Source organism: Actinomycetota bacterium, from assembly GCA_019347575.1.
GTDB lineage: Bacteria > Actinomycetota > Nitriliruptoria > Nitriliruptorales > Nitriliruptoraceae > JAHWKY01.
The window spans coordinates 84,123-102,812 of sequence record JAHWKY010000011.1; the positions used below are offsets into that span (position 1 = coordinate 84,123).

General features: G+C 70.6%; 15 protein-coding genes and 1 tRNA gene. 10 read left to right on the forward strand and 6 right to left on the reverse strand.

The window, feature by feature from the left end; all coding sequences use genetic code 11:
- Positions 1–305 precede the first annotated feature (305 nt).
- Together KY469_09255 and KY469_09260 are read right to left on the reverse strand one after the other, a co-directional pair.
- Complete coding sequence (locus tag KY469_09255; protein MBW3663272.1) at positions 306–1,772, reverse strand: hypothetical protein; 1,467 nt, start codon at positions 1,770–1,772, stop codon at positions 306–308.
- A 163-nt stretch (positions 1,773–1,935) separates the two neighbouring features.
- Complete coding sequence (locus KY469_09260; GenBank protein MBW3663273.1) at positions 1,936–3,156, reverse strand: sensor histidine kinase; 1,221 nt, start codon at positions 3,154–3,156, stop codon at positions 1,936–1,938.
- Between the two features lie 203 nt (positions 3,157–3,359).
- Here KY469_09260 and KY469_09265 point away from each other — a divergent pair, with 203 nt between their 5' ends.
- Positions 3,360–4,040, forward strand: coding sequence for a hypothetical protein (locus KY469_09265; protein MBW3663274.1), 681 nt, complete (start codon positions 3,360–3,362; stop codon positions 4,038–4,040).
- Positions 4,041–4,305: 265 nt separating this feature from the next.
- The gene (locus KY469_09270; protein ID MBW3663275.1) at positions 4,306–4,965 is read left to right on the forward strand and encodes a response regulator transcription factor; all 660 of its coding nucleotides are present in this window, start codon (positions 4,306–4,308) and stop codon (positions 4,963–4,965) included.
- Positions 4,966–5,050: 85 nt separating this feature from the next.
- Here KY469_09270 and KY469_09275 read toward each other — a convergent pair.
- Positions 5,051–5,121: transfer RNA gene (locus tag KY469_09275), tRNA-Gly, on the reverse strand.
- Positions 5,122–5,253: 132 nt separating this feature from the next.
- On the opposite strand from KY469_09275, the gene KY469_09280 reads away from it, so the two are divergent.
- From KY469_09280 to KY469_09295, 4 genes are all read left to right on the forward strand, one after another.
- Positions 5,254–5,697, forward strand: a complete 444-nt coding sequence (locus KY469_09280; GenBank protein ID MBW3663276.1) for a hypothetical protein — start codon at positions 5,254–5,256, stop codon at positions 5,695–5,697.
- The gene (dcd, locus tag KY469_09285) at positions 5,698–6,264 is read left to right on the forward strand and encodes a dCTP deaminase (protein ID MBW3663277.1); all 567 of its coding nucleotides are present in this window, start codon (positions 5,698–5,700) and stop codon (positions 6,262–6,264) included.
- Between the two features lie 450 nt (positions 6,265–6,714).
- Positions 6,715–7,815, forward strand: coding sequence for a hypothetical protein (locus KY469_09290; protein ID MBW3663278.1), 1,101 nt, complete (start codon positions 6,715–6,717; stop codon positions 7,813–7,815).
- 30 nt (positions 7,816–7,845) lie between these two features.
- On the forward strand, positions 7,846–8,334 hold the full coding sequence (locus KY469_09295) for a transcriptional regulator (GenBank protein ID MBW3663279.1): 489 nt from the start codon (positions 7,846–7,848) through the stop codon (positions 8,332–8,334).
- A gap of 116 nt (positions 8,335–8,450) precedes the next feature.
- Here the strand turns inward: KY469_09295 and KY469_09300 are convergent, their stop codons facing one another.
- From KY469_09300 to KY469_09310, 3 genes are all read right to left on the reverse strand, one after another.
- Positions 8,451–10,628 carry a (Fe-S)-binding protein gene (locus tag KY469_09300; GenBank protein ID MBW3663280.1) on the reverse strand — a complete coding sequence of 726 codons (2,178 nt, stop codon included), beginning with the start codon at positions 10,626–10,628 and terminating at the stop codon, positions 8,451–8,453.
- Between the two features lie 133 nt (positions 10,629–10,761).
- Positions 10,762–11,265 (reverse strand): peptide deformylase, encoded by a 504-nt coding sequence (gene def, locus KY469_09305; protein ID MBW3663281.1) that lies wholly within the window; start codon positions 11,263–11,265, stop codon positions 10,762–10,764.
- Positions 11,266–11,787 carry an ACT domain-containing protein gene (locus KY469_09310; GenBank protein ID MBW3663282.1) on the reverse strand — a complete coding sequence of 174 codons (522 nt, stop codon included), beginning with the start codon at positions 11,785–11,787 and terminating at the stop codon, positions 11,266–11,268.
- 169 nt (positions 11,788–11,956) lie between these two features.
- Here KY469_09310 and KY469_09315 point away from each other — a divergent pair, with 169 nt between their 5' ends.
- From KY469_09315 to KY469_09330, 4 genes are all read left to right on the forward strand, one after another.
- On the forward strand, positions 11,957–14,539 hold the full coding sequence (locus tag KY469_09315; GenBank protein MBW3663283.1) for a hypothetical protein: 2,583 nt from the start codon (positions 11,957–11,959) through the stop codon (positions 14,537–14,539).
- 22 nt (positions 14,540–14,561) lie between these two features.
- The gene (locus tag KY469_09320) at positions 14,562–15,203 is read left to right on the forward strand and encodes a DUF192 domain-containing protein (GenBank protein MBW3663284.1); all 642 of its coding nucleotides are present in this window, start codon (positions 14,562–14,564) and stop codon (positions 15,201–15,203) included.
- Between the two features lie 9 nt (positions 15,204–15,212).
- Positions 15,213–15,758, forward strand: coding sequence for a DUF192 domain-containing protein (locus tag KY469_09325; GenBank protein MBW3663285.1), 546 nt, complete (start codon positions 15,213–15,215; stop codon positions 15,756–15,758).
- A gap of 247 nt (positions 15,759–16,005) precedes the next feature.
- Complete coding sequence (locus KY469_09330) at positions 16,006–18,624, forward strand: hypothetical protein (GenBank protein MBW3663286.1); 2,619 nt, start codon at positions 16,006–16,008, stop codon at positions 18,622–18,624.
- The last annotated feature ends 66 nt before the right edge of the window (positions 18,625–18,690 follow it).

Consider the following 18,690-nt stretch of genomic DNA (forward strand, 5'->3'; position numbering starts at 1 on the left):
GTCCGATCCAGACGATGGCGTGCCAGCCACGTCTCGAGCAGGACGTGGTCGGTCGTGACCCGCTCGTCGAGTGAGCGCAGGCCGGCCTTCGCGCGTGCGTTGGAGGAGTCCGAGCGGTCGACAGCCGCGTGCCACACCGACGTATCGACGAACGTGGTCACCGTCGTGGTCAGCTGACCGCCTCGCCAACCATCGCGTCCTGTGTGCGCGGCGATGTCCGAGCTCGGCGGCCTTGCGGCGCGACGGTGGGGGTCGGTGCGGGCCCAGGAGCCCGTGCGGGTCGCCTGCCGCCGCTCGGCGCTACCTCAGCCGCAGATGGGCAGGTTGGCGAGGCACCGCGTCGGGCGGACGGGCAGCGGCTCCTCGAGCAGCAGCGCCCCGTCGCTCTGGCCGATGAAGATGGGGTTCGCGACCGGTTTCGGCCCGCCGGTGAGGCTGCGCAGCATCGTGTCCCCGGACGCGATGATCAGCCGACCGGAGCGGTCGTGGTTGATCTGGAAGTAGTCACCGAGGCGCCGGTCGCCGGCCTCGAAGTCGGTGTTGGCGTTGCAGCCCGTGCCGCCCAGGCACACCGCGCCCACGTGGATCGGCCGGAGCGACGCGTTGCTGATGGTCCACTGCGGGGGCACGAACTCCTCCACCCCGTTACCGTCGCAGTCGTACATCGTGCCCTTGGCGTTGAGGGTCTGCGCCACGTAGATGTAGAAGGACTCGGGCTCGTCGGGGAAGATGTGGTACCAGGCAATGGCGACCCGGCCGTCCTCGCCGGCCACGAGCCAGGACCACAGGACGTCGCCCGCCGGGATGGGCAGCCGCTGCGGCTGCTCGAGGCCCCACGACTCGGTGTCGCGGTCCCACCAGTTGAACTCGACGTAGCCATCAGGGTCGGTGTCGTTGGCGCCGCGGTAGCCGTTGCCCTGTGCCATGTAGACCGTGCCATCAGCCGCGTCGACGTCGATCGGAGCGAAGATCTGCTTGCCGGCGGGGCTGAACGACGACCCGGGCACGGTGACCCACGTCTCGCCGTCGTCCGGTGACATCGAGAACCCGCTGCCGGCGGAGGGGCCGGACGGCCCGATCAGCCCGTCGGGGTTGAGCGGATCGCGGTAGATCTGGCCGTAGACCGGGAGGCTGGTGCGTACCGGCTCCCACACGATGCCACCGGTCGTCGTGCGCCACAGCTGTGCCGGCAGACGCACGAACAGGAACGCCTCGCCGTCCTCGTTGCCTCCCGTGAGCCACGGCCGGTCCCCGGCCGACACCATCGGGTTGGCGACGTTCCAGGACTGTCCATCGTCGTTGGAGGCGTAGACCGCGACGTTGGCGAGGTCGATCTCGACGTTGTAGAGGTTGCCGGCGTCGTCCATCGCGAACCCAGGGTCGCTGAACCCGGTCGACGTGACGCTGTGGGGACCCTCGTGCAGCCCAGCCGTGCCGGTGTACGACCACGTGTGCCCGCCGTCGACGGAGCGCCACACCAGCGTCTGGTTGTAGTACCCGACGGCGAAGTCGCCGACCCCGCCGAGCGCTTCGGGGTTCTTGTAGGCGTGGGTCGTCCCCGCGTGCGCGGACATGCTGAGCGAGCCGTCCTCGGCCGCGATGATGACCGGCTCACCACCCGCACGGTTGGGGTCGACGTACACCGGTCGGTCGAACTCGAGCTGGGGCGGGGCGAGCTCCGGGCACGCCTGGGAGGCGGTGGTGGAGACGCTGTGTGCCGGCGCAGCGGTCGCGATGACGGCCAGTGCCAGCACGATGTGAGACGGACGCATGCGAACCCCTCCGGTGGCGCAACCCCCAGGACTTCGACGGCCGACCCCCGCTCCCCTCCCTCACCCCGCTGACCTGGGGTCCACGCTTCGAGCCGCAGAACGGGGCGGGACGCAGGTGCCCGAGGTTGTACGGTCGTTCTCGCCAGGGAGGACGAGGACTAGGTCACGGTGCGGGGAGGGCGCCGGAGCGTCGGTCCGGCGCCGCCTCGAGCGGGAGTTCGGCGTGGACACGCCAGCCGCCGCCGGCCGGGTCGGGTCCCGCGCTGGCCGCCCCACCGAAAACCGCAACCCGTTCCTGGATCCCGACGAGGCCGTGCCCGGCGGCCACCCCGGTCCCGGTCGCCACCCCGTCGTCGGCGACGTCCACCACGACGGAGGTGGGGGCGTACCGGATGCGCACCTCCACCCGCGACCCGCCGCTGTGCTTGAGGGAGTTGGTGAGGGCCTCCTGGACGATGCGGTACGCGGTGAGGTCGAGCCCCGCCGGCAGCACGACGGGTCGGCCTTCGACCTCGAGCGAGACCTCGAGGCCCGCGCCTCGGGTTCGCCTGACCAGCGCGTCTAGCTGGGACAACCCGGGCACCGGCGGTTGCGGCTCGCCCTTGGCGCCATCGGACACGGCGCCGTCGTCCCGGAGCACACCGAGCAGCCGACGGAGGTCCGCGATCGCCTGTCTCCCAACGTCTTCCGCGGCGAGCAACGGCGCCTGGGACGCGTGCGCATCCGGTGGCAGCTGCATCCGCGCAGCGCCGACCTGGATGATCATCATCGAGACGCTGTGCGCCACGATGTCGTGGAGCTCGCGCGCGATCCGCGTCCGTTCCGAGGCCGCGACCTCCCGGAGGGCCGCCTCCTTCGCGACACGTTCGCCGGCGAGCGCGGCGTGCAGGGCCCCGGCCCGGTCCTCGCGGGCGCGGAGCCCGCGCGCGGCGAACCAGGGCACGAGCAGGACGGACGAGTTGAACAGGAGCCCGTCGACGGATCGGAGCCACGGGGAGACGAGCGTCACCGTGACGAGCGCAGACCAGGCCAGGACACCGGCCAACAGTGCCCGGCGCGGGGGACAGTGGTAGCCGGCGGAGGCTGTCAGCACGATCAGTGGCACGAAAACGGCAAGGAGCGGCATGTCGTGCTGGACGACCGCGTGGGGCAGGAAGTAGACGCTGACCGCCGCAGCCAGCGCCGCCAGGGGTGCACGCCGGCGCCATGCGAGCGTCACCATCAGCAGCAGGTTCAGGACGGCGTTGGCGGGCCGGGGTCCAGCGAACGCGGCGGACTCGTCGAAGCGCCCCCAGGTCACCAGCTGCCCGAGCGCGACGAAACCGGCCGCGAGCGCGACGTCGACGGGTGGCGGCCGGTACGCGCGCCAGGAGGTGGGGATCACGCCTCGAAGGGTACGACGGCACGGTCGCCGGGGCGTCCTCTCCGGGGACAACGGGGGGTCGTACCCAGGTCGTACGGCCGCGAGCGGCAGGTACGCCCCCGATGGGACCGGACCGGACCTCCGGGGGACGCGCCGACGGGGGTGGCCGAGGACAGTTGTGGCGCGCCGGCGGACGAGCCGCGGGCCCAGCCACGGAGGCAGACATGTCCGCGACCACCGCACCGAACGCCGCCGGGGTGGCGTCACCCGGGACGGCCACGACACCCACCGCCGCCGGTCGGCTCCGTCGCGGGACGGCACCCGTCGCCCTCGCCGTCGGCTCCGTGGCGGCCATCGCTGGGATGGCGCTCCACGCCGAGGGCCTGCCGGATGAAGCGTTCGTCCGCACCATCGAGTCGCAGCCCGGCCAGTGGCTCGCCTCGCACCTCGCGCTCGGCCTCGGGATGGCGCTCGTCGCCCTGGGGATCACGAGCGTGCTGCGCCTGGTCGAGGGCCGGCAGGCCAAGGCCGTCGTCGTCGGCACGATGGTGGCCGCGGTCGGCGCCGCCCTCATGTCGCTGGGGGACCTGGCCCACGGCGTCGTCGCCTTCGCGCTGGCCGGGCACGTCGACGCAGCCGCGTCGCTCGCCGCGCAGGAGGCCTACTTCGCGCAACCGGCCATCATGATCCTGTCGATGGCCGGCATGCTGCTGCCCCTCGGCCTCGTCATCCTCGGCGTCGGCCTGTTCCGCGCACAGGTGGTTCCGCGCTGGCTGGCAGCGGTGGTCCTGGTCAGCCCGATCGCGGTCCAGGCGGGGATGGCCTCCGGCCCTCGCATGCTCGCCTTCGGCCTGCCGTTCGTGGTGGCGATGGGCGCGCTGGCCCGAGAGACCGCACGCGCCTGACCCGGAACGGACGCCCGTGGGCGAGTCCGGAGGTACGGTCCAGCCGTGATCGGGAATCTCAGGCGTGCCCACCGACTGCCCGCTGCCGACGGGGGCATCGCGGCGGCACCAAGCGTCGACGGAGCCGACGCATCCCCGGTCGAAGCCCAGAACGCCGGCCGGCACGGAGGACGGCGGCTCAGCGCCGGGCTCCCCGATCCGCCCCGGACGTGCGGCGCCGACGCGCGACAGTACCCCTGACCCGATGAACGACACCTCGCACCCGATGATCCGCGTTCTCATCGCCGACGACCAGGCGCTCGTGCGCGGCGGTCTGCACATGATCCTGTCGTCCCAGCCCGACATCGACGTGGTGGCGCTTGCCGAGAACGGCCACGAGGCCGTGACCCTCACCAAGGAGACGGCTCCGGACGTCGTGCTCATGGACGTCCGTATGCCCATGATGGACGGCCTCGAGGCGACCCGGCGCATCCTGGCGAACCCGGGCACCGGCACGAGGGTCGTGATGCTCACCACCTTCGACCTCGACGAGAACGTGTACGACGCGCTGTCCGCCGGCGCGTCCGGTTTCCTCCTGAAGGAGACCCGCCCCGAGGTGCTCGCCGACGCGGTCCGCACGGTCGCGGGTGGTGAGGCGCTCCTCGCCCCCTCGGTCCTGCGCCGGCTCATCGAGCGCCACCAGGGCGACGCGGGAGGCGTGGACCCCACGCGTCTCGATGCGCTGACCGACCGGGAGATCGAGCTCTTGCGCCTGATCGGGCGCGGTGAGAGCAACCAGGAGATCGCAGCAGCGCTGTGGATCACCGAGAGCACCGTGAAGACCCACGTCAGCCGTATCTTCCGCAAGCTCGGTCTCCGCGATCGCGCGCAGGCGGTAGTCGCCGCCTACGAGACCGGACTGGTCGCGCCCGGCGGAGAGCCCTGACCTCGGATCGGTCGGTGCGGGTGGCGGGCAGCGTCGCAAGCCCGAGATGTCCGTCCTCGCGCTACTGCTTGGGCTTTCGCGGCAGAGCGGGTGAAGGGAATCGAACCCTCGTTCCGAGCTTGGGAAGCTCGTGTTCTACCATTGAACTACACCCGCGAAGGCGCGCAGGGTACGACCCGTGCCGGAGCTCGCGCAACGCGGTCGCGGCACGCCTCGAGGATCCCCACATGTCCGTCTCCGAGCGCGATCGAGAGGCGTTCCGCCGTCAGGCGGCAGCGCTTCGCTGAGGTGGAGACCGACGAGGAAGCGACCGGCGACCGTCTCGAGGCCGAGATCGCGGAGGCCAACCGGTGGCGCCGTGCCCACGGCATCCCACCGCTCGGCGATGACACCGACCGCGCGGACCCGCGCCTCACGACCGACGTCGACTTCCTGATCCCCCCGGCCCCCGACCTCGCCGAGTCGCTGCGGCTGAGGGGCTACGAGGTGCGTGAGCACGCGGAGCCCGGCGAACCGCCGCACCTGCTCTACGTGCGCGGCAAGGGACATCGCATCGATCTGCTGACCATCGAGACCGAGTACCAGCAGGTTGCCTACGACCGGGGTACATCGTGCAGTGGGCCCACCAGTGGGAAGTGCTCGACCGATGGGAGCTCGCGCTGCGCCGCAGAGGAGAACGCTGAGCCTGAGCCGGCGTCTATCGTGCTGCTCTCGCGACCGCGGTGGTGCTAGGTGATCCTCTCGGACGTGTCGATCAAGAGGGCCCTCGCCGAGGGGACGATCGGCATCGATCCGCTGGGTCCGAACGCGGTCCAGCCGTCCTCGGTCGACATCCGGGTGTCGGACGCCTTCCGGGTCTTCGCCAACCACCGCTACCCCTTCATCGACACGAGGGCCGAACAGCCGGGGCTGACCGAGGAGGTGACGGCCACCGAAGCGGAGCCGTTCATGCTCCACCCGGGCGAGTTCGCGCTCGCGTCGACGCTGGAGCGGCTGACGCTGCCCGATGACGTCGTCGCGGAGCTCACCGGCAAGTCCTCGCTGGGCCGGCTCGGGCTCGTCGTGCACGCGACGGCCGGCTTGATCGATCCGGGTTGGCAGGGACACATCACCCTCGAGCTGTCCAACGTCGCCACCCTCCCCATCGCCATCTACCCGGGCATGCCCATCGGGCAGTTCGTCTTCCTGCGCCTGGATCAGCCCGCCGAGAACCCCTACGGCTCCAGCGTGCTCGGCTCGAAGTACCAGGGGCAGGAGGGACCGACGCCGTCGCGGTACTTCGAGAACTTCTCGGACTGAACGCGCGCTACCCGCACGGTATCGCAACGTTGTGTAGTCAGACAGATGCTTTCAGCGATCCTCATTACAGCGCGTCACCGTGGGTCTGGTCGGGTGGGAGCGCGATCGACTGCTTACCGATGCTACGACAGCGGAGAGTCACACTACTTGACGGGTAGTGAGCGGTCTGCCACCTTCTGACTAGTCAACACGTACGGCCCCCCACCCGGGGAGCCGCACGGGGCGCGATGAAGCCCGGCCCGCAAGTTGGTCGCCTCGGCCGGGTGGAGCGAGAGGCGAACCCACCCCCGTGGTGGGACGCAGTGATCCTCGAGGTGGTCAGTTCGGTCGCCTGGAGGTGGGACACCCACCTCCGCCCCTCGAGGGGAGCGAGTGGCGAGACCGGCCCTTCCGACGCACACGACGCGTCGGCCGAGGCCGGCCGGCGCCACGACCGGAAGCGATCGACCGATGAACCCCTCCAGCTCCACCTCCTCGAACCGACTCATCCGGCGAGCCATCGTCGCCTCGGCCGGCGCCGCGCTGCTGTTGTCCGCCGCCGCCCCGGCGCTGGCCAGTCCCGCTGTGACCATCGACGTCGACTGGAGCTGCACCAGCGTCCACGTCAGCGCCGACAAGGATCTGTCCAACGTCGTCCTCGCGCTCGAGGACGGTGACGAGGTCAAGTTCGACGGCCTCGGCCAGGGCACCGAGGGCACGTTCTCGGGGACCGGCGACGATGCCGACGCGATCATCACCACGATCTGGGTGAAGGCAGGGAACAACCACAGCGGCGACGGCCCGGGCTACGGCGAGCGCTTCGACAACCCGCTCGACTGCACCGCGACGCAGGCCGAGGTGGACGACGACACGTCCGACCGGAGCAACGACGAGCCCCAGGACGAGCCGACGCCCGACGAGGAGACCGACGAGCCCGGCGATGAGTCCCGCGACGACCGCGACGACGAGGACGAGAGCGAGGACGACAGCGACCGCGAGGGCGAGGACGACCGCGCCGACACGGGCGACGAGGGCGAAGTCGACCTGCCCATCCCCGCCGCCCCGGATGCCCCGGCCGATGCACCGACGCCCACGGTCCCCGATGCAGACGTGAGTGCGGACGCGGCCGATGAGCAGACCGCCCCCACGCCAGCAGCGGACGACACGGACGTGCTCGGGATCGCCTTCGACCGCCCCGCCCCGCGGGTCGTCGCCGCGAGCACCGATGTCCGCCCCGTGTCCTCCGACGCTCTCCCCCGCACGGGCCTGCCGCTCGCCGTGCTCGCACTGGGCGGCCTCTCGTCGCTGCTGGTGGGCGGTGCCGCGCTGCGGCACGGCCGTCGCCGCGACCCGGACACAACGGATGTTCCCGACATGCAAGAGACGGTGCAGGGACCGACCCCGCCGACGTCGAAGCTCTCTCCGGTCAGCCAGAGTGTCACCGAGCGCCACAGTGCCGTGGCGGGGGCGCACACGGCGCCGCGGACGGGGGTCCCCTCGATCCTGATCGCTGCGACGGTTGCCGCCGCGCTGGTCGCAGGTACCCACGTGGTGCGTGCCGCCCGCCGATGATCCAGGGTCCGACGAAGCGCAGGAGCGGGCATGACCACGAACGACGAGTACCAGCAGGCGCTGGGGGATCGGCTGCGTGCGATCCGCCAGCAGCAGGGCTTGACGCTGCAGCAGGTCGAGGAGCGCAGCGGGGGCCAGTGGAAGGCGGTCGTCGTCGGCTCCTATGAGCGCGGCGACCGGGCGGTCTCGGTCAGCAAACTGGCACAGCTCGCCGAGTTCTACGGTGTCCCCGTCGGCGAGCTGCTGCCCGAGCGCAGCGAGCGCGGCGCGGCGGACTCCGGATCGATCGACCGCGTCGTGCTCGACCTGACGCGCCTGTCGGGGGCCAAGCTGCCGCAGTCGGTCTACGAGCCGCTCATCCGCTACGCCACGACGATCCAGGTGCAGCGCGGCGACTACAACGGGCGCATGCTCAGCCTGCGACGGGATGACGTGCAGGCGCTGGCGATCGTGATCGGCCGTGAGCCCGAGGCCCTCCTCGACGAGCTCAGCGACCAGGGTCTGGTTCGTCTCGGCTGACGAGCCACACGACGGAGCACGGCGGCCCCGGGAGCTCTCCCCGGGGCCGTCGCCTCGTCGGGGCTCGCTCCGCCGGGAAGCTCGAACCGGTGAACCGGGCCGACGGGTTCAGCGGTTCAAGCTTCCGTGGGTGGCTCCGGCTCGTCTGCCGGCGCGTCCGCGGCGCCGACCCCGACCGCAACCGGCTGGGTGACCACCGGCAGCAGCCCGCGCTGGAGCACCTCGGCGACGTCGAGCACCTCGACCTGGCCGTCGGCGATCGCGCCTTCCTGGACCCGCTGGGCGATGCCGTCCGACAGCATGGTGGTGCAGAACGGGCACGCGGTCGTGATGAGGTCGGGGTTGGTGCCGAGCGCCTCGTCGATGCGGTCGAGGTTGACGCGCTTGCCGATGCGCTCCTCGACCCACATGCGCGCCCCGCCGGCCCCGCAGCAGAAGCCGTTGCTGCGGCAGCGGTCCATCTCGGTCGGCTCGAGGCCCGGGACCGCGTCGACCACCTTGCGGGGCGCCGAGTAGACCTCGTTGTGGCGGCCGAGGTAGCACGGGTCGTGGTAGGTGACGCGCTTGTCGATGCGGTTGGTCGCGACGAGCTTGCCGGCGTCGACGAGGTGGCTCAGCAGCTCGCTGTGGTGGATGACGTCCCAGTCGCCGCCGAGGTCGGGGTACTCGTTGCGCAGCGTGTTGAAGCAGTGCGGGCACCAGGTCACGATCGTCGGCGGGTCGAGCGAGTTGATGGCCTCGACGTTCATCTGCGCCTGCATCTGGAACAGGTACTCCATCCCCAGGCGCCGGGCGGGGTCGCCGTTGCAGGTCTCGTTCTTGCCCAGGATCGCGAAGCGCACGCCGGCCTCGTGCAGCAGCTCCGCGACCGACCGCGTGATCTTCCGTGACCGGTCGTCGACCGCTCCGGCGCAGCCGACCCAGAACAGGTACTCGATGTCGCTGGGCAGTGGCTGGCCGGGCTCGGCCCGGGGGATGTCGAAGTCGAGGCCCTCGGTCCAGTCCTCGCGCTTGGACTGTCCCACGCCCCAGGGGTCGCCGGAGTTCTCGATGTTGCGCAGCATCGTCCCCGCCTCCTGCGGGAACGACGACTCCATCATCGCCTTGTAGCGGCGCATGCCGACGATCATGTCGACGTGCTCGATGTCGACGGGACACTCCTCGACGCACGCCCCGCATGTCGTGCACGACCACAGGACGTCGAAGTCGATGACCGCGCCGTCCTCGCCAGGGGTATCACCGACGAGCTTGAGCGCCAGCACGTCGGCGGCCTCCTCCTCGGTCTGCTTGCCCAGCATGTAGGGGCCCTTGGCGTAGAGGTGGTCGCGCAGGTCCATCACCAGCATCTTGGGGTTGAGGGGCTTGCCCGTGTTCCACGCCGGGCACTGGCTCTGGCAGCGGCCGCACTCGGTGCACGTGTACATGTCCAGGTAGGACTTCCAGCCGAAGTCCTCGATCTTGCCCACGCCGAGGACCGTCTCCTCGTCCATCGTCTCGAGGTCGATCTGGATCGTGGGCAGCTTCCCGAGCGCCTTGGGCTGGCGCGACAGCACCTCCTGGAACGCGATGGTGAGCACGTGCAGGTGCTTGCTGTGCAGGGTGAAGACGAGGAACCCGCCGACGATCGCGATGTGCGTGAGCAGCGCCCCGGTCGCGATCGATTCGAGCGCCAGCTCGGTCAGGCCGCTGTCGAACGCCTTGCCGAACTGGCGCGACAGGAACGCGGCCTCGGTCGGGGCGGCACCGAGGGCGAAGCGGACGCCGTGGGCGACCAGCAGCGAGTACACGACCAGGAACTCGCCAGCCAGGACCCACCAGCCCTGGTTGAGGTTGGAGCCGGCGAAGCGCGACGAGCGGCCGTGCTTGCGCGGGTCCTGCGCGAGGCGCATGGCCGCGAAGATCGTCACCGCGACGATGGCGAGCGCGAAGAAGATGTCCTGGGTGAACCCGAGCACGTCGTAGAGGTCGACCTCGGTCCCGGGGATGGCTATGTCGGCGAGCCATGGGATGTGGAACTCGGGATCGACCAGCTCGCCGGCGGCCTCGATCAGCGTGGTCTGCACGACCAGGAAGCTCCAGAACACCCACGCGTGCGCGACCCCCGGCAGCGACCAGCGCAGCAGCTTCTCCTGGCCGAGCACCTTCGAGAACAGGTAGCGGATGTTGCCGCGGATGGCCTGGCCGGTCGTGCGCTCCGGCTCGGGCTGGCCCTTCTTGAGCAGCTGGGCGAGGAAGAGGATGCGACGCACCGCCCAGCCACCGAAGAACGCGATGAGGGCGGCGCCGCCGATGATGCGCACCAGGTTCAGGACGTCGTGGGCATCCACGCGGGGGACCTCCGGAGGTCGACGGCGCGACGCGTGGCGTCACGTCGGGGCGGAGTCTAGGGGTGCGGTTGCGCGCCGAACGAACGCATCTGCGCCGTCGTCAGAGGTAGCGCTTGCGTCGGAACACGTCGGTCTTGAGCGAGCTCACCCGGTCGAGGATGAGGTAGCCGTCGAGGTGGTCGAGCTCGTGCTGCAGCGCCCGGGCCTCGAAGCCCTCGGCCTCGATCACACGCGGCGTCCCGTCGGGGGTGAGCCCGCGCACCACGACCTCGGTGGCGCGTCGGATGTCGCAGGTGTAGTCGGGCACCGATGCGCACCCCTCGCGCCGGACCTCGCCCCCTTCGGCGACGAGCAGCTCGGGGTCGAAGAGCACGATCAGCCCGTGGTTGGGGTGGGGCCGCTTCATGCGGGAGATGTCGAGCGCGAAGGCCCGCCGATCGCTGCCGACCTGCGGGGCGGCCAGCCCGACGCAGCCCGGGGCGTCGAGCATCGTGTCGACGAGATCGGCCGCGAGCTCCCGCGCGGCCTCGTCGACCGTCCCCACCGGGACGGTGCCGTCCTTGAGCACGCGAGCGGGGTAGCGCACGATGGCACGGACCGGCAACTAGTACGTCTCCGTGTCGAGCGTCCGCAGCGAGTGGTCGACGCCGAGCTCCGTGCAGGTCGCGGCGACGGCGTCGCGCACCCCCTCCACGCCGTCCTCGCCGATGGAGCACTCGACCACCAGCGCGTAGACCGGCGCATCGCCCGGCGACAGCAGACGCGACTCGACGTCGGTGATGTTGACGTCCTGCTCCGCCAGGCAGCGGGTCACCCCCGCCAGGATCCCGGGCTTGTCGGCGCCGTACACCGACAGCACGTGGGTCGGTGCCGCGCTCGCGTGCCCTTCGCCGGTCGGGTTGACGGTGATGGTGAGGTCGAGGTCGACCGTCGCCTGGGTCAGCGCTCGGGCCAGCGCGGCGGGCTCGTCCTCGGTCGCGACCAGTAGCATCACCGCGAAGTGGCCCCCCAGCACGGTCATGGCCGAGTCCTCGACGTTGCCACCCCGCCGGTGCAGCACCTCGGCGATGGCGGCGACGATGCCGGGACGGTCGCCTCCGATGGCGGTCACGGCGAGTTCGTGCACGGGGGGTGCCTTCCTCCGGTGCCGGGCCGGGGTAGCAGGAGTGGGAGAAGTTGTCCACATCGAGGCAGGAACTCGGGTTCCCGGTGTCGAAGTGGAGCACGTGGAAGACGACCCCTCCCCGGTTGGGCCGCCCTCGGGCGGCCGTCCGATGACGCAACGAGGTGATGTGATGACTACGGCGAACCGACGTGGAACCGCCGCCCTGATCCTGGCCCTGGTCCTGGGGCTGGCCTTGTACGCGCTTCCGGCGTACGCCGCTGTCCCACGCGGCACGGCGTCGATCACGACGGCGCGGACGCTTCTCGCCGGCGATACCGGCCAGGACTTCACCCTACAGGTCTGCAATCCCGACCCCGGCGCCGAGAGCCAGACCGTGCACTACGTCAGCGTCTTCCCTCCGCCGGACATGCTCACGAACCTGTCAGCCAGCGGGCCGTTCGGCTGGAACTCGCAGATCCTGGCCGGCGGTGCCCGGGTGCTGTTCTACGGCGGGACCTTGCTGCCAGGCCAGTGCGGCAACTTCACCCTGACGGCCGACATCACGCGGCCCGCCACCGACCAAACCCGTGAGTGGGGTGTGTCCGCCAGCAACGACGGCATCAGCTTCACCTTCTACGGGCCGGCCACAGAGGGCGCGACCACGACGGTGTTCAAGGTGCTGAAGGTCGTCTCCATCGCCGTGACCGCGCCCGTCCGTGCCGCCGACGGCACCGTGACGGCAGGGCAGACGGTCACCACGCAGCTCCAGGTCCTCAACCGCTCGTCCAACAACGCCCTCGAGGTGACCCCGACGATCAGGGACACGGGCCCGGACGCCACCACCTCCTCGTGCCCGGTCACGACCTTGAACAACGGCCCCGACGCCCAGACGATCACCTGCTCGACGACGTTCGCCACCGCAGCCGCGGGCGACACCGTCCAGCTCGTCGGCGACGCGACCGCCACTGGTGTGGACGCGTTCGACGCGCAGACGGGCAACATCAGGATCCAGGCACCGGTGCTGCTGCAGTACGTGACGGGTTCGCTCAACCCCCGCGTGATCGTGCCCAACGGGACGACCGACTGGCAGTTCCGGGCCACGTTCAAGAACCTCGGGGTCGCGGCCGCGGAGCAGTTGGTCACGAGCGGCAGCCACCTGCGCGTGGGCGGCGCCAGCCTCACCAACCTGCAGTCACCCGAGACCATCCCGCCCACGCCGAGCTCGGGCGGGGGGTCGGGCGGCACGCAGCTCACGTTCGTGCCGGTGAAGGTCTCCCTGGCGGACGGCACGTACCAGACCGTGTTCCGTGCCCTCGGTATCGACAGCAACGACCTCCCGATCAGCGTCGACCTGACGCTCGACGAGTTGGTCCTCGACAGTGACGTACCCGCCATCAACAACCTGGCGCTCAACCCGCCTGCGTCGCTGGTCAAGGGCGAGGATGCGGCGGCCGGCTCCGGGCGGCCGGTGACCTTCTCGGGCGCCGTCGTGACGAATAGCGGGCCGTGTGCCGACTGCACCATCACCCAGGCGTTCGTGAACGAGTACGCCCCCGACGGCACGCTGTTCGAGCAGCACGCCCTGCAGACCAGCGGCTCCGGCCGTCAGATCAGCGTCGACAACTCCGGCAACATCAGCGGCTCCGCGACGCTGACCTACACCGCCCCCAACGACCTGCTCAAGCTGCAGGTGAGGGTGGTGCGGCTGTCGGTGCTATCAGCCGAGGTGGAGTCGCCGGGGACGCTGCTGGACACCATCGCCCCGCGCTCGGACACCGCCACGACCGTCGGCTTCGCCGGGGACGGCGAGACCGACAACACCATCATCCTGCACCTCAGCGAACGCGTCGCGTTCCCGCAGGGGATGTCGCCGGCGGACTGGAACGTGCAGGACAACCTCGTCGCGGACGCCGTCCTGCAGGACAGCAAGGACATCAACACCAACGATGACGGCACCATCATCGGTGACATCGTCGAGTTGACGCTGCAGAAGGGCCTGGAGGAGGACGAGCGGCCCGCTCTGCAGTACCAGCCGCCGACGGTGCGACCGCGCGCGTTCGACCGTGTCGACCTGAAGCTCCAGAGCAACCAGATCGTGGCCGCCGACGGCATCATCCCGCGGGTGCCGGTGATCGCCACGGTGGCCGGGAAGGCGCTGCAGAACGACACCGAGGACGGCAGCCAGAAGGCGTTCTTCACCAACGACGCGACACCGGAGATCCGCATCACGAGCGTGGCCGTCGGCCACGAGGTGACGCTGTACGAAGGCAACGTCGGTGGCGACGTCCTCGCCAGCGGCGAGGTCCAGCAACCTCCGCCCGGCCAATCACCGAGCATCACGTTCACGCCCACGTTCACCGAGACGGACCAGCGGCTCACGATCGTGGCGCAAGCCGTCGACCCGGGCCTGAACCCGGGAGGTGCGATCAACGAGATCCTCGATCTCGACTTCACCGCTCCGACGATCGTGGGCGCCGCGAAGGGCGACGGGACTGACATCACGGTGTCGCTGAACGAGCCGGTGACCGTGGGCAGGAACAGCGCGCTCGACTGGACCGTCACCGCCAACGGCGGTCAGGACGCGCTCAACGTCGGCTCCGTCACCGGCAGCTGGGCCAGCCGGGTCCTGACGATCGACGACTTCCGCTACGACCCGGCCACGACCACCCTCTCGAAGGTCTTCTACGAGTTCTTCGAGGCCGGCGGACCCAGCGGTGGACGGTACTTCGACCGGGCCGGCAACGCCTTCCCCAACACCGTGTTCAACGCCTGATCCGGACCGCACGACGCGGACGGTGCCGGGGCGCGCGCCCCGGCACCGCCGCTTCTCGGCGCTGGTCCTGGGTAGCCTCGCCGGCGTGATCCAGATCCGCGTCGGTGGGCTGCTGCTGGCTTCGCTGCTGCTGGCATCGTGCGTGGGCAGCGACCTCGCACCACCGGCGCCGATGTCGCCCTCTCCGACGGGCGCGTCCGCGGCCGCCAGCCTTCTCACCGTCCCGCCGCTGCACCCCAGCGTCGACGGGTACCCCGAGACAATCGTGCTCCTGCGTAGCCCCGACGGCGACGAGGAGGTCACGTTGCCGGTCAAGGTGGCCGCGACCGCCGAGACCCGGCGCCACGGGCTCATGGAGGTGCGTGAGCTACCGGCGGGGACGGGCATGCTGTTCGCGTTCCCCGGGGAGCGCGCGGGGGGCTTCTGGATGTTCAACACGCACGTCGCGCTGGACATCGCCTTCGTCGATGCCGCTGGCCGGATCGGCACGATCCTGGCGATGCAGCCCTGTCCGCAACCGTCCGCCGGGCGCAGCTGCCCCACCTACGCCCCCGACCACGGCTACACCGCCGCGCTCGAGGTGGCGCAGGGTTGGTTCGCCTCCGTCGGCGTCACCGCCGGGTGGCTCATGGAGGCGGACATGAGCGCCGTGTCGGTCGGGTAGGTTGCGCCGGTGCACCGACACGTCGTCGCGGTTCTGGCCACCTCCGTCGCGTTGTTCTCCGCAGCGTGCTCGTCCGAGGGGCCCGCGCCGGCGCCATCGGCGCAGCCCCTGGGAGACCGTCCCACCGTGGCTGCCGCGACGTCGCTGCCGCCACTCTCGCCCGAGCTCGACGCCCTGCCACGGTCGGAGGTGACCGTGGTGTCGCTGGAGGGGCCCGAGGCGAGGGTTCCGGTCCGCGTCGCAGCTGGCAGGTCGGCAGCGACCCTGGGTCTTCCGGGGGTGTCGCAGCTGCCCGACGGCGTTGGTGTCCTCGTCCGCTTCGAGGACCGAGCCGCGCCGTACGCGCCGGAGACCCTCGGGGCGCCGGTGGACGCCGTGTTCGTGGGTGGGAGCCTCGTCGTCCTCGACGTGCTCGCGGCGGAGCCGTGCGACGGCGACTGCCCGGCACTCGACCCAGGCACGCCGTACGTGGCGGTGCTCCTGCTCTCGCGGGGGTGGCTCGCCGACAACGGGTTCGTCGAGCCGCTGCGCGTGGTGCTGCCCGACGCGACCTGAGCCACCCCGACCGCCAGGTACGCCGTACGGCCGGCCGCGTGCGCTGAGCGCTCGCCAGGGCGCCTTGACGTCACCCGACCGGACTAGTCCCCGTTGATGAGGATGAGACGGTCGGTCCCGACCACGCCACCGAAGCAGGAACGGACGGACCGTCCGTCGAAGTACTCACGGTGTAACGCCGGACACGCTCCGGCGCACGTGGGGCCCCTCCGGCGCCAGCGACCCCCCACGATGAGGTGGACGACATATGACCGCACGACGCATCCGCAGCACCATCGGCCTCGTGGCGCTCCTCGTGGCTGCCGCGATGGTGGCGACCACACTCCCGGCCCTCGCGGCGCCACCTTCCGGGACCGCCCAGATCACCACCGCGCGGACCGTGCTGGCGGGCGAGCTCGGGCACCGCTTCAACGTGCAGGCCTGCAACCCGACCGCGGGCACCGACTCGCAGCCGGTGTCGTACGTCAGCGTCTTCCCGCCACCGGACATGTTCGTAGCGGGCAGCCTCACGACCCAGCCGCCCACGGGCTGGAACGCCTCCATCCTGGCTGGCGGCGCGCGCGTGCTGTACTACGGCGGGACGCTGCTCCCAGGGACGTGCGCCACCTTCGGGCTCACCGCCACCGTCGCCCGTCCCGCGACCGACCAGACGCGCACCTGGGGTGTGTCGGCGTCGGCTGACGGCGTCACCTCCTCCAGCTACGGTCCGTCCTCCGAGGGCGCCTTGACCGTGACCTTCCCCGTGCTGAAGGTCACCCAGGTCGCCATCGCCGCGCCTGCACGCGCGACCGACAACACCGTCACGGCCGGCCAAACGGCGCGGGTCAGCCTGAAGGTCATCAACCGCGCGAGCACCGACGTGGTCGGCTCCGCCGCGATCACGGGAGCCAACACCTCGAGCGTCTGCCCCGATCCGCGGAGCCTGGCCCCCACGCCCGATGTCTCGGCTGGCGACACGCTCCACGAGATCGTGTGCGACACGACCTTCGCGAGCGGCGCCGGCGGAACGACCACGACCCTCACCGCCGACGTGACGGCCACCGGCGTGAACGCCATCGACGCGGTGACGCCTTCGATCGCCATCCAGCGTGCCGTGGACCTGCAGTTCGTCGCGAACACGCTCACGCCGCGTGCCGTCAACCCGGACGGAACGACGCCCTACGAGTTCAAGACGACGTTCAAGAACGTCGGTGCCGTCTCGGCGGAGAACCTCGTCGCTGCCGGCACCGAGATCGTCTTCACGAACGGCGCGACCGTCTTCAGGGCGCGACTGAAGTCGCCTGACGTGGTCCCGCCCACGCCCTCCTCGGGAAGCGGTAGCGGCGGCACCCAGCTCGTCTTCGAACCCATCACCATCGACGGTGGGGTCGTGCCGGACGGTGCCTACGACGTCGCCGTCGACTTCGGTGGCATCGACACCAACGATGTCGTCCTCGACGTGACCAAAGCACTTACCAACACGCTCCTGGTCGATCGCCTCGCGCCGATCGTCAACGACCTCCGTCTGCTCCTCCCCGCATCCCTGGTCAAGGGCGAGCTGGACGCGGCTGGCTCGGGTCGCTCACTCGGCTTCGACGGTCAGGTCCTCAAGGCTGGCCTGCCCTGCGGCGACTGCACCATCACCGCGGCGTCCGTCAAGCAGTACCGGGCGGGGCAGCCGAACGGGGAGATCACGCTCGACTCGAAGCAGATCAAGATCGATGACAGCGGCAAGATCACGGGATCCATCACGCCCACGTTGGCGGCCGGGACCGACCAGGTCGAGCTCAACGTGACCGTCAAGCACCTGGCGCCGCAGACCACGCTGGCGGTGTCGCCGCGAGCCCTCGCCGACACGGCCTCTCCCCGGTCCGACTCCGCGGCCACGCTCGGGATCGCAGGTGAGACCAACCGGACCATCGTGGTGTCGCTGTCCGAGCGCGTCGCCTGGCCAGGCGGACCGAACGCCGCCCAGTGGTCGGTGCAGGACAACGTGGTCTCGGACGTGAAGCTCGGCGACAGCAAGGGCATCGGGGCCAACGACGACGGCACGCCCGTCGGCGACACGATCACCTTGACCGTCCAGCGGCCACTGCGCGAGGACGAGACGCCTGGCGTGCAGCACCGTGCGCCTCCGGTGAGCGAACGTCCCTTCGACCGCGTCGACCTCAAGCTGGCCGAGAACCTGGTGACCGCGGTCGACGGCATCCTGCCAGCGGTTCCGCTCATCGACACGGTGAACGGGCGCGCATCCCAGCAGGATCACCCGACCGACACGACCAAGAAGGCGTTCTTCACCAACCAGGAGCAGGTCCGCGTCCGCATCACGCAGGTCGCGGTCGGTCACCGGGTCGAGCTGTACCGCGACCGCGTGGGCGGCGACCTGCTCGCCCGCGGAGACGTCCAGCAGCCGATGGTGCCAGGCTCCCAGCCGTCCATCACGCTCACGGTGACCCTCCCGCGAACTGACGACCGGTTCGCCGTGGTGGCGCGGGCGCTCGACACGACCCTCAACCCCAGCGGGGCCCGGACCGAGATCCTCGTCCTGGACTTCACGGCTCCCGATCTGGCGGCGGTGACGAAGGGCACGGGCAGCGACGTCGTGGTGACCTTGAGCGAGCCGATCCTCGAGGGCCGTGACTCGGCCCTGGACTGGACGGTCACCGGTGGTCCCGATGGTTCCGAGCAGAACGCGTTCAACGTCGGGCAGGTGACCGGCGCCTGGAACACCCGCACCCTGACGCTGGACGACTTCCGCTACACGCGGGACGGCACCGTCCTGAACAGCGTCTACTACGACTTCTTCGAGGCCGGCGGACCGGCTGGAGGTCGCTACGTGGACCGGGCGGGCAACGTGTTCGGCGACACGGTGCTCGCGGCGGCTTGATCTCCCGAGCCCGCAGCAGGGGTCGCCCGGCGAGGGCGACCCTTCCTGCGTACCCTCGGAGCCGTG

Coding starts and splice junctions, on each gene's coding strand:
- KY469_09255 (MBW3663272.1), bottom strand. CDS start 1,772: ATGCGTCCGTCTCACATCGTGCTGGCACTGGCCGTCATCGCGACCGCT.
- KY469_09330 (MBW3663286.1), top strand. CDS start 16,006: ATGACCGCACGACGCATCCGCAGCACCATCGGCCTCGTGGCGCTCCTC.
- KY469_09315 (MBW3663283.1), top strand. CDS start 11,957: ATGACTACGGCGAACCGACGTGGAACCGCCGCCCTGATCCTGGCCCTG.
- KY469_09265 (MBW3663274.1), top strand. CDS start 3,360: ATGTCCGCGACCACCGCACCGAACGCCGCCGGGGTGGCGTCACCCGGG.
- KY469_09270 (MBW3663275.1), top strand. CDS start 4,306: ATGATCCGCGTTCTCATCGCCGACGACCAGGCGCTCGTGCGCGGCGGT.
- KY469_09290 (MBW3663278.1), top strand. CDS start 6,715: ATGAACCCCTCCAGCTCCACCTCCTCGAACCGACTCATCCGGCGAGCC.
- KY469_09295 (MBW3663279.1), top strand. CDS start 7,846: ATGACCACGAACGACGAGTACCAGCAGGCGCTGGGGGATCGGCTGCGT.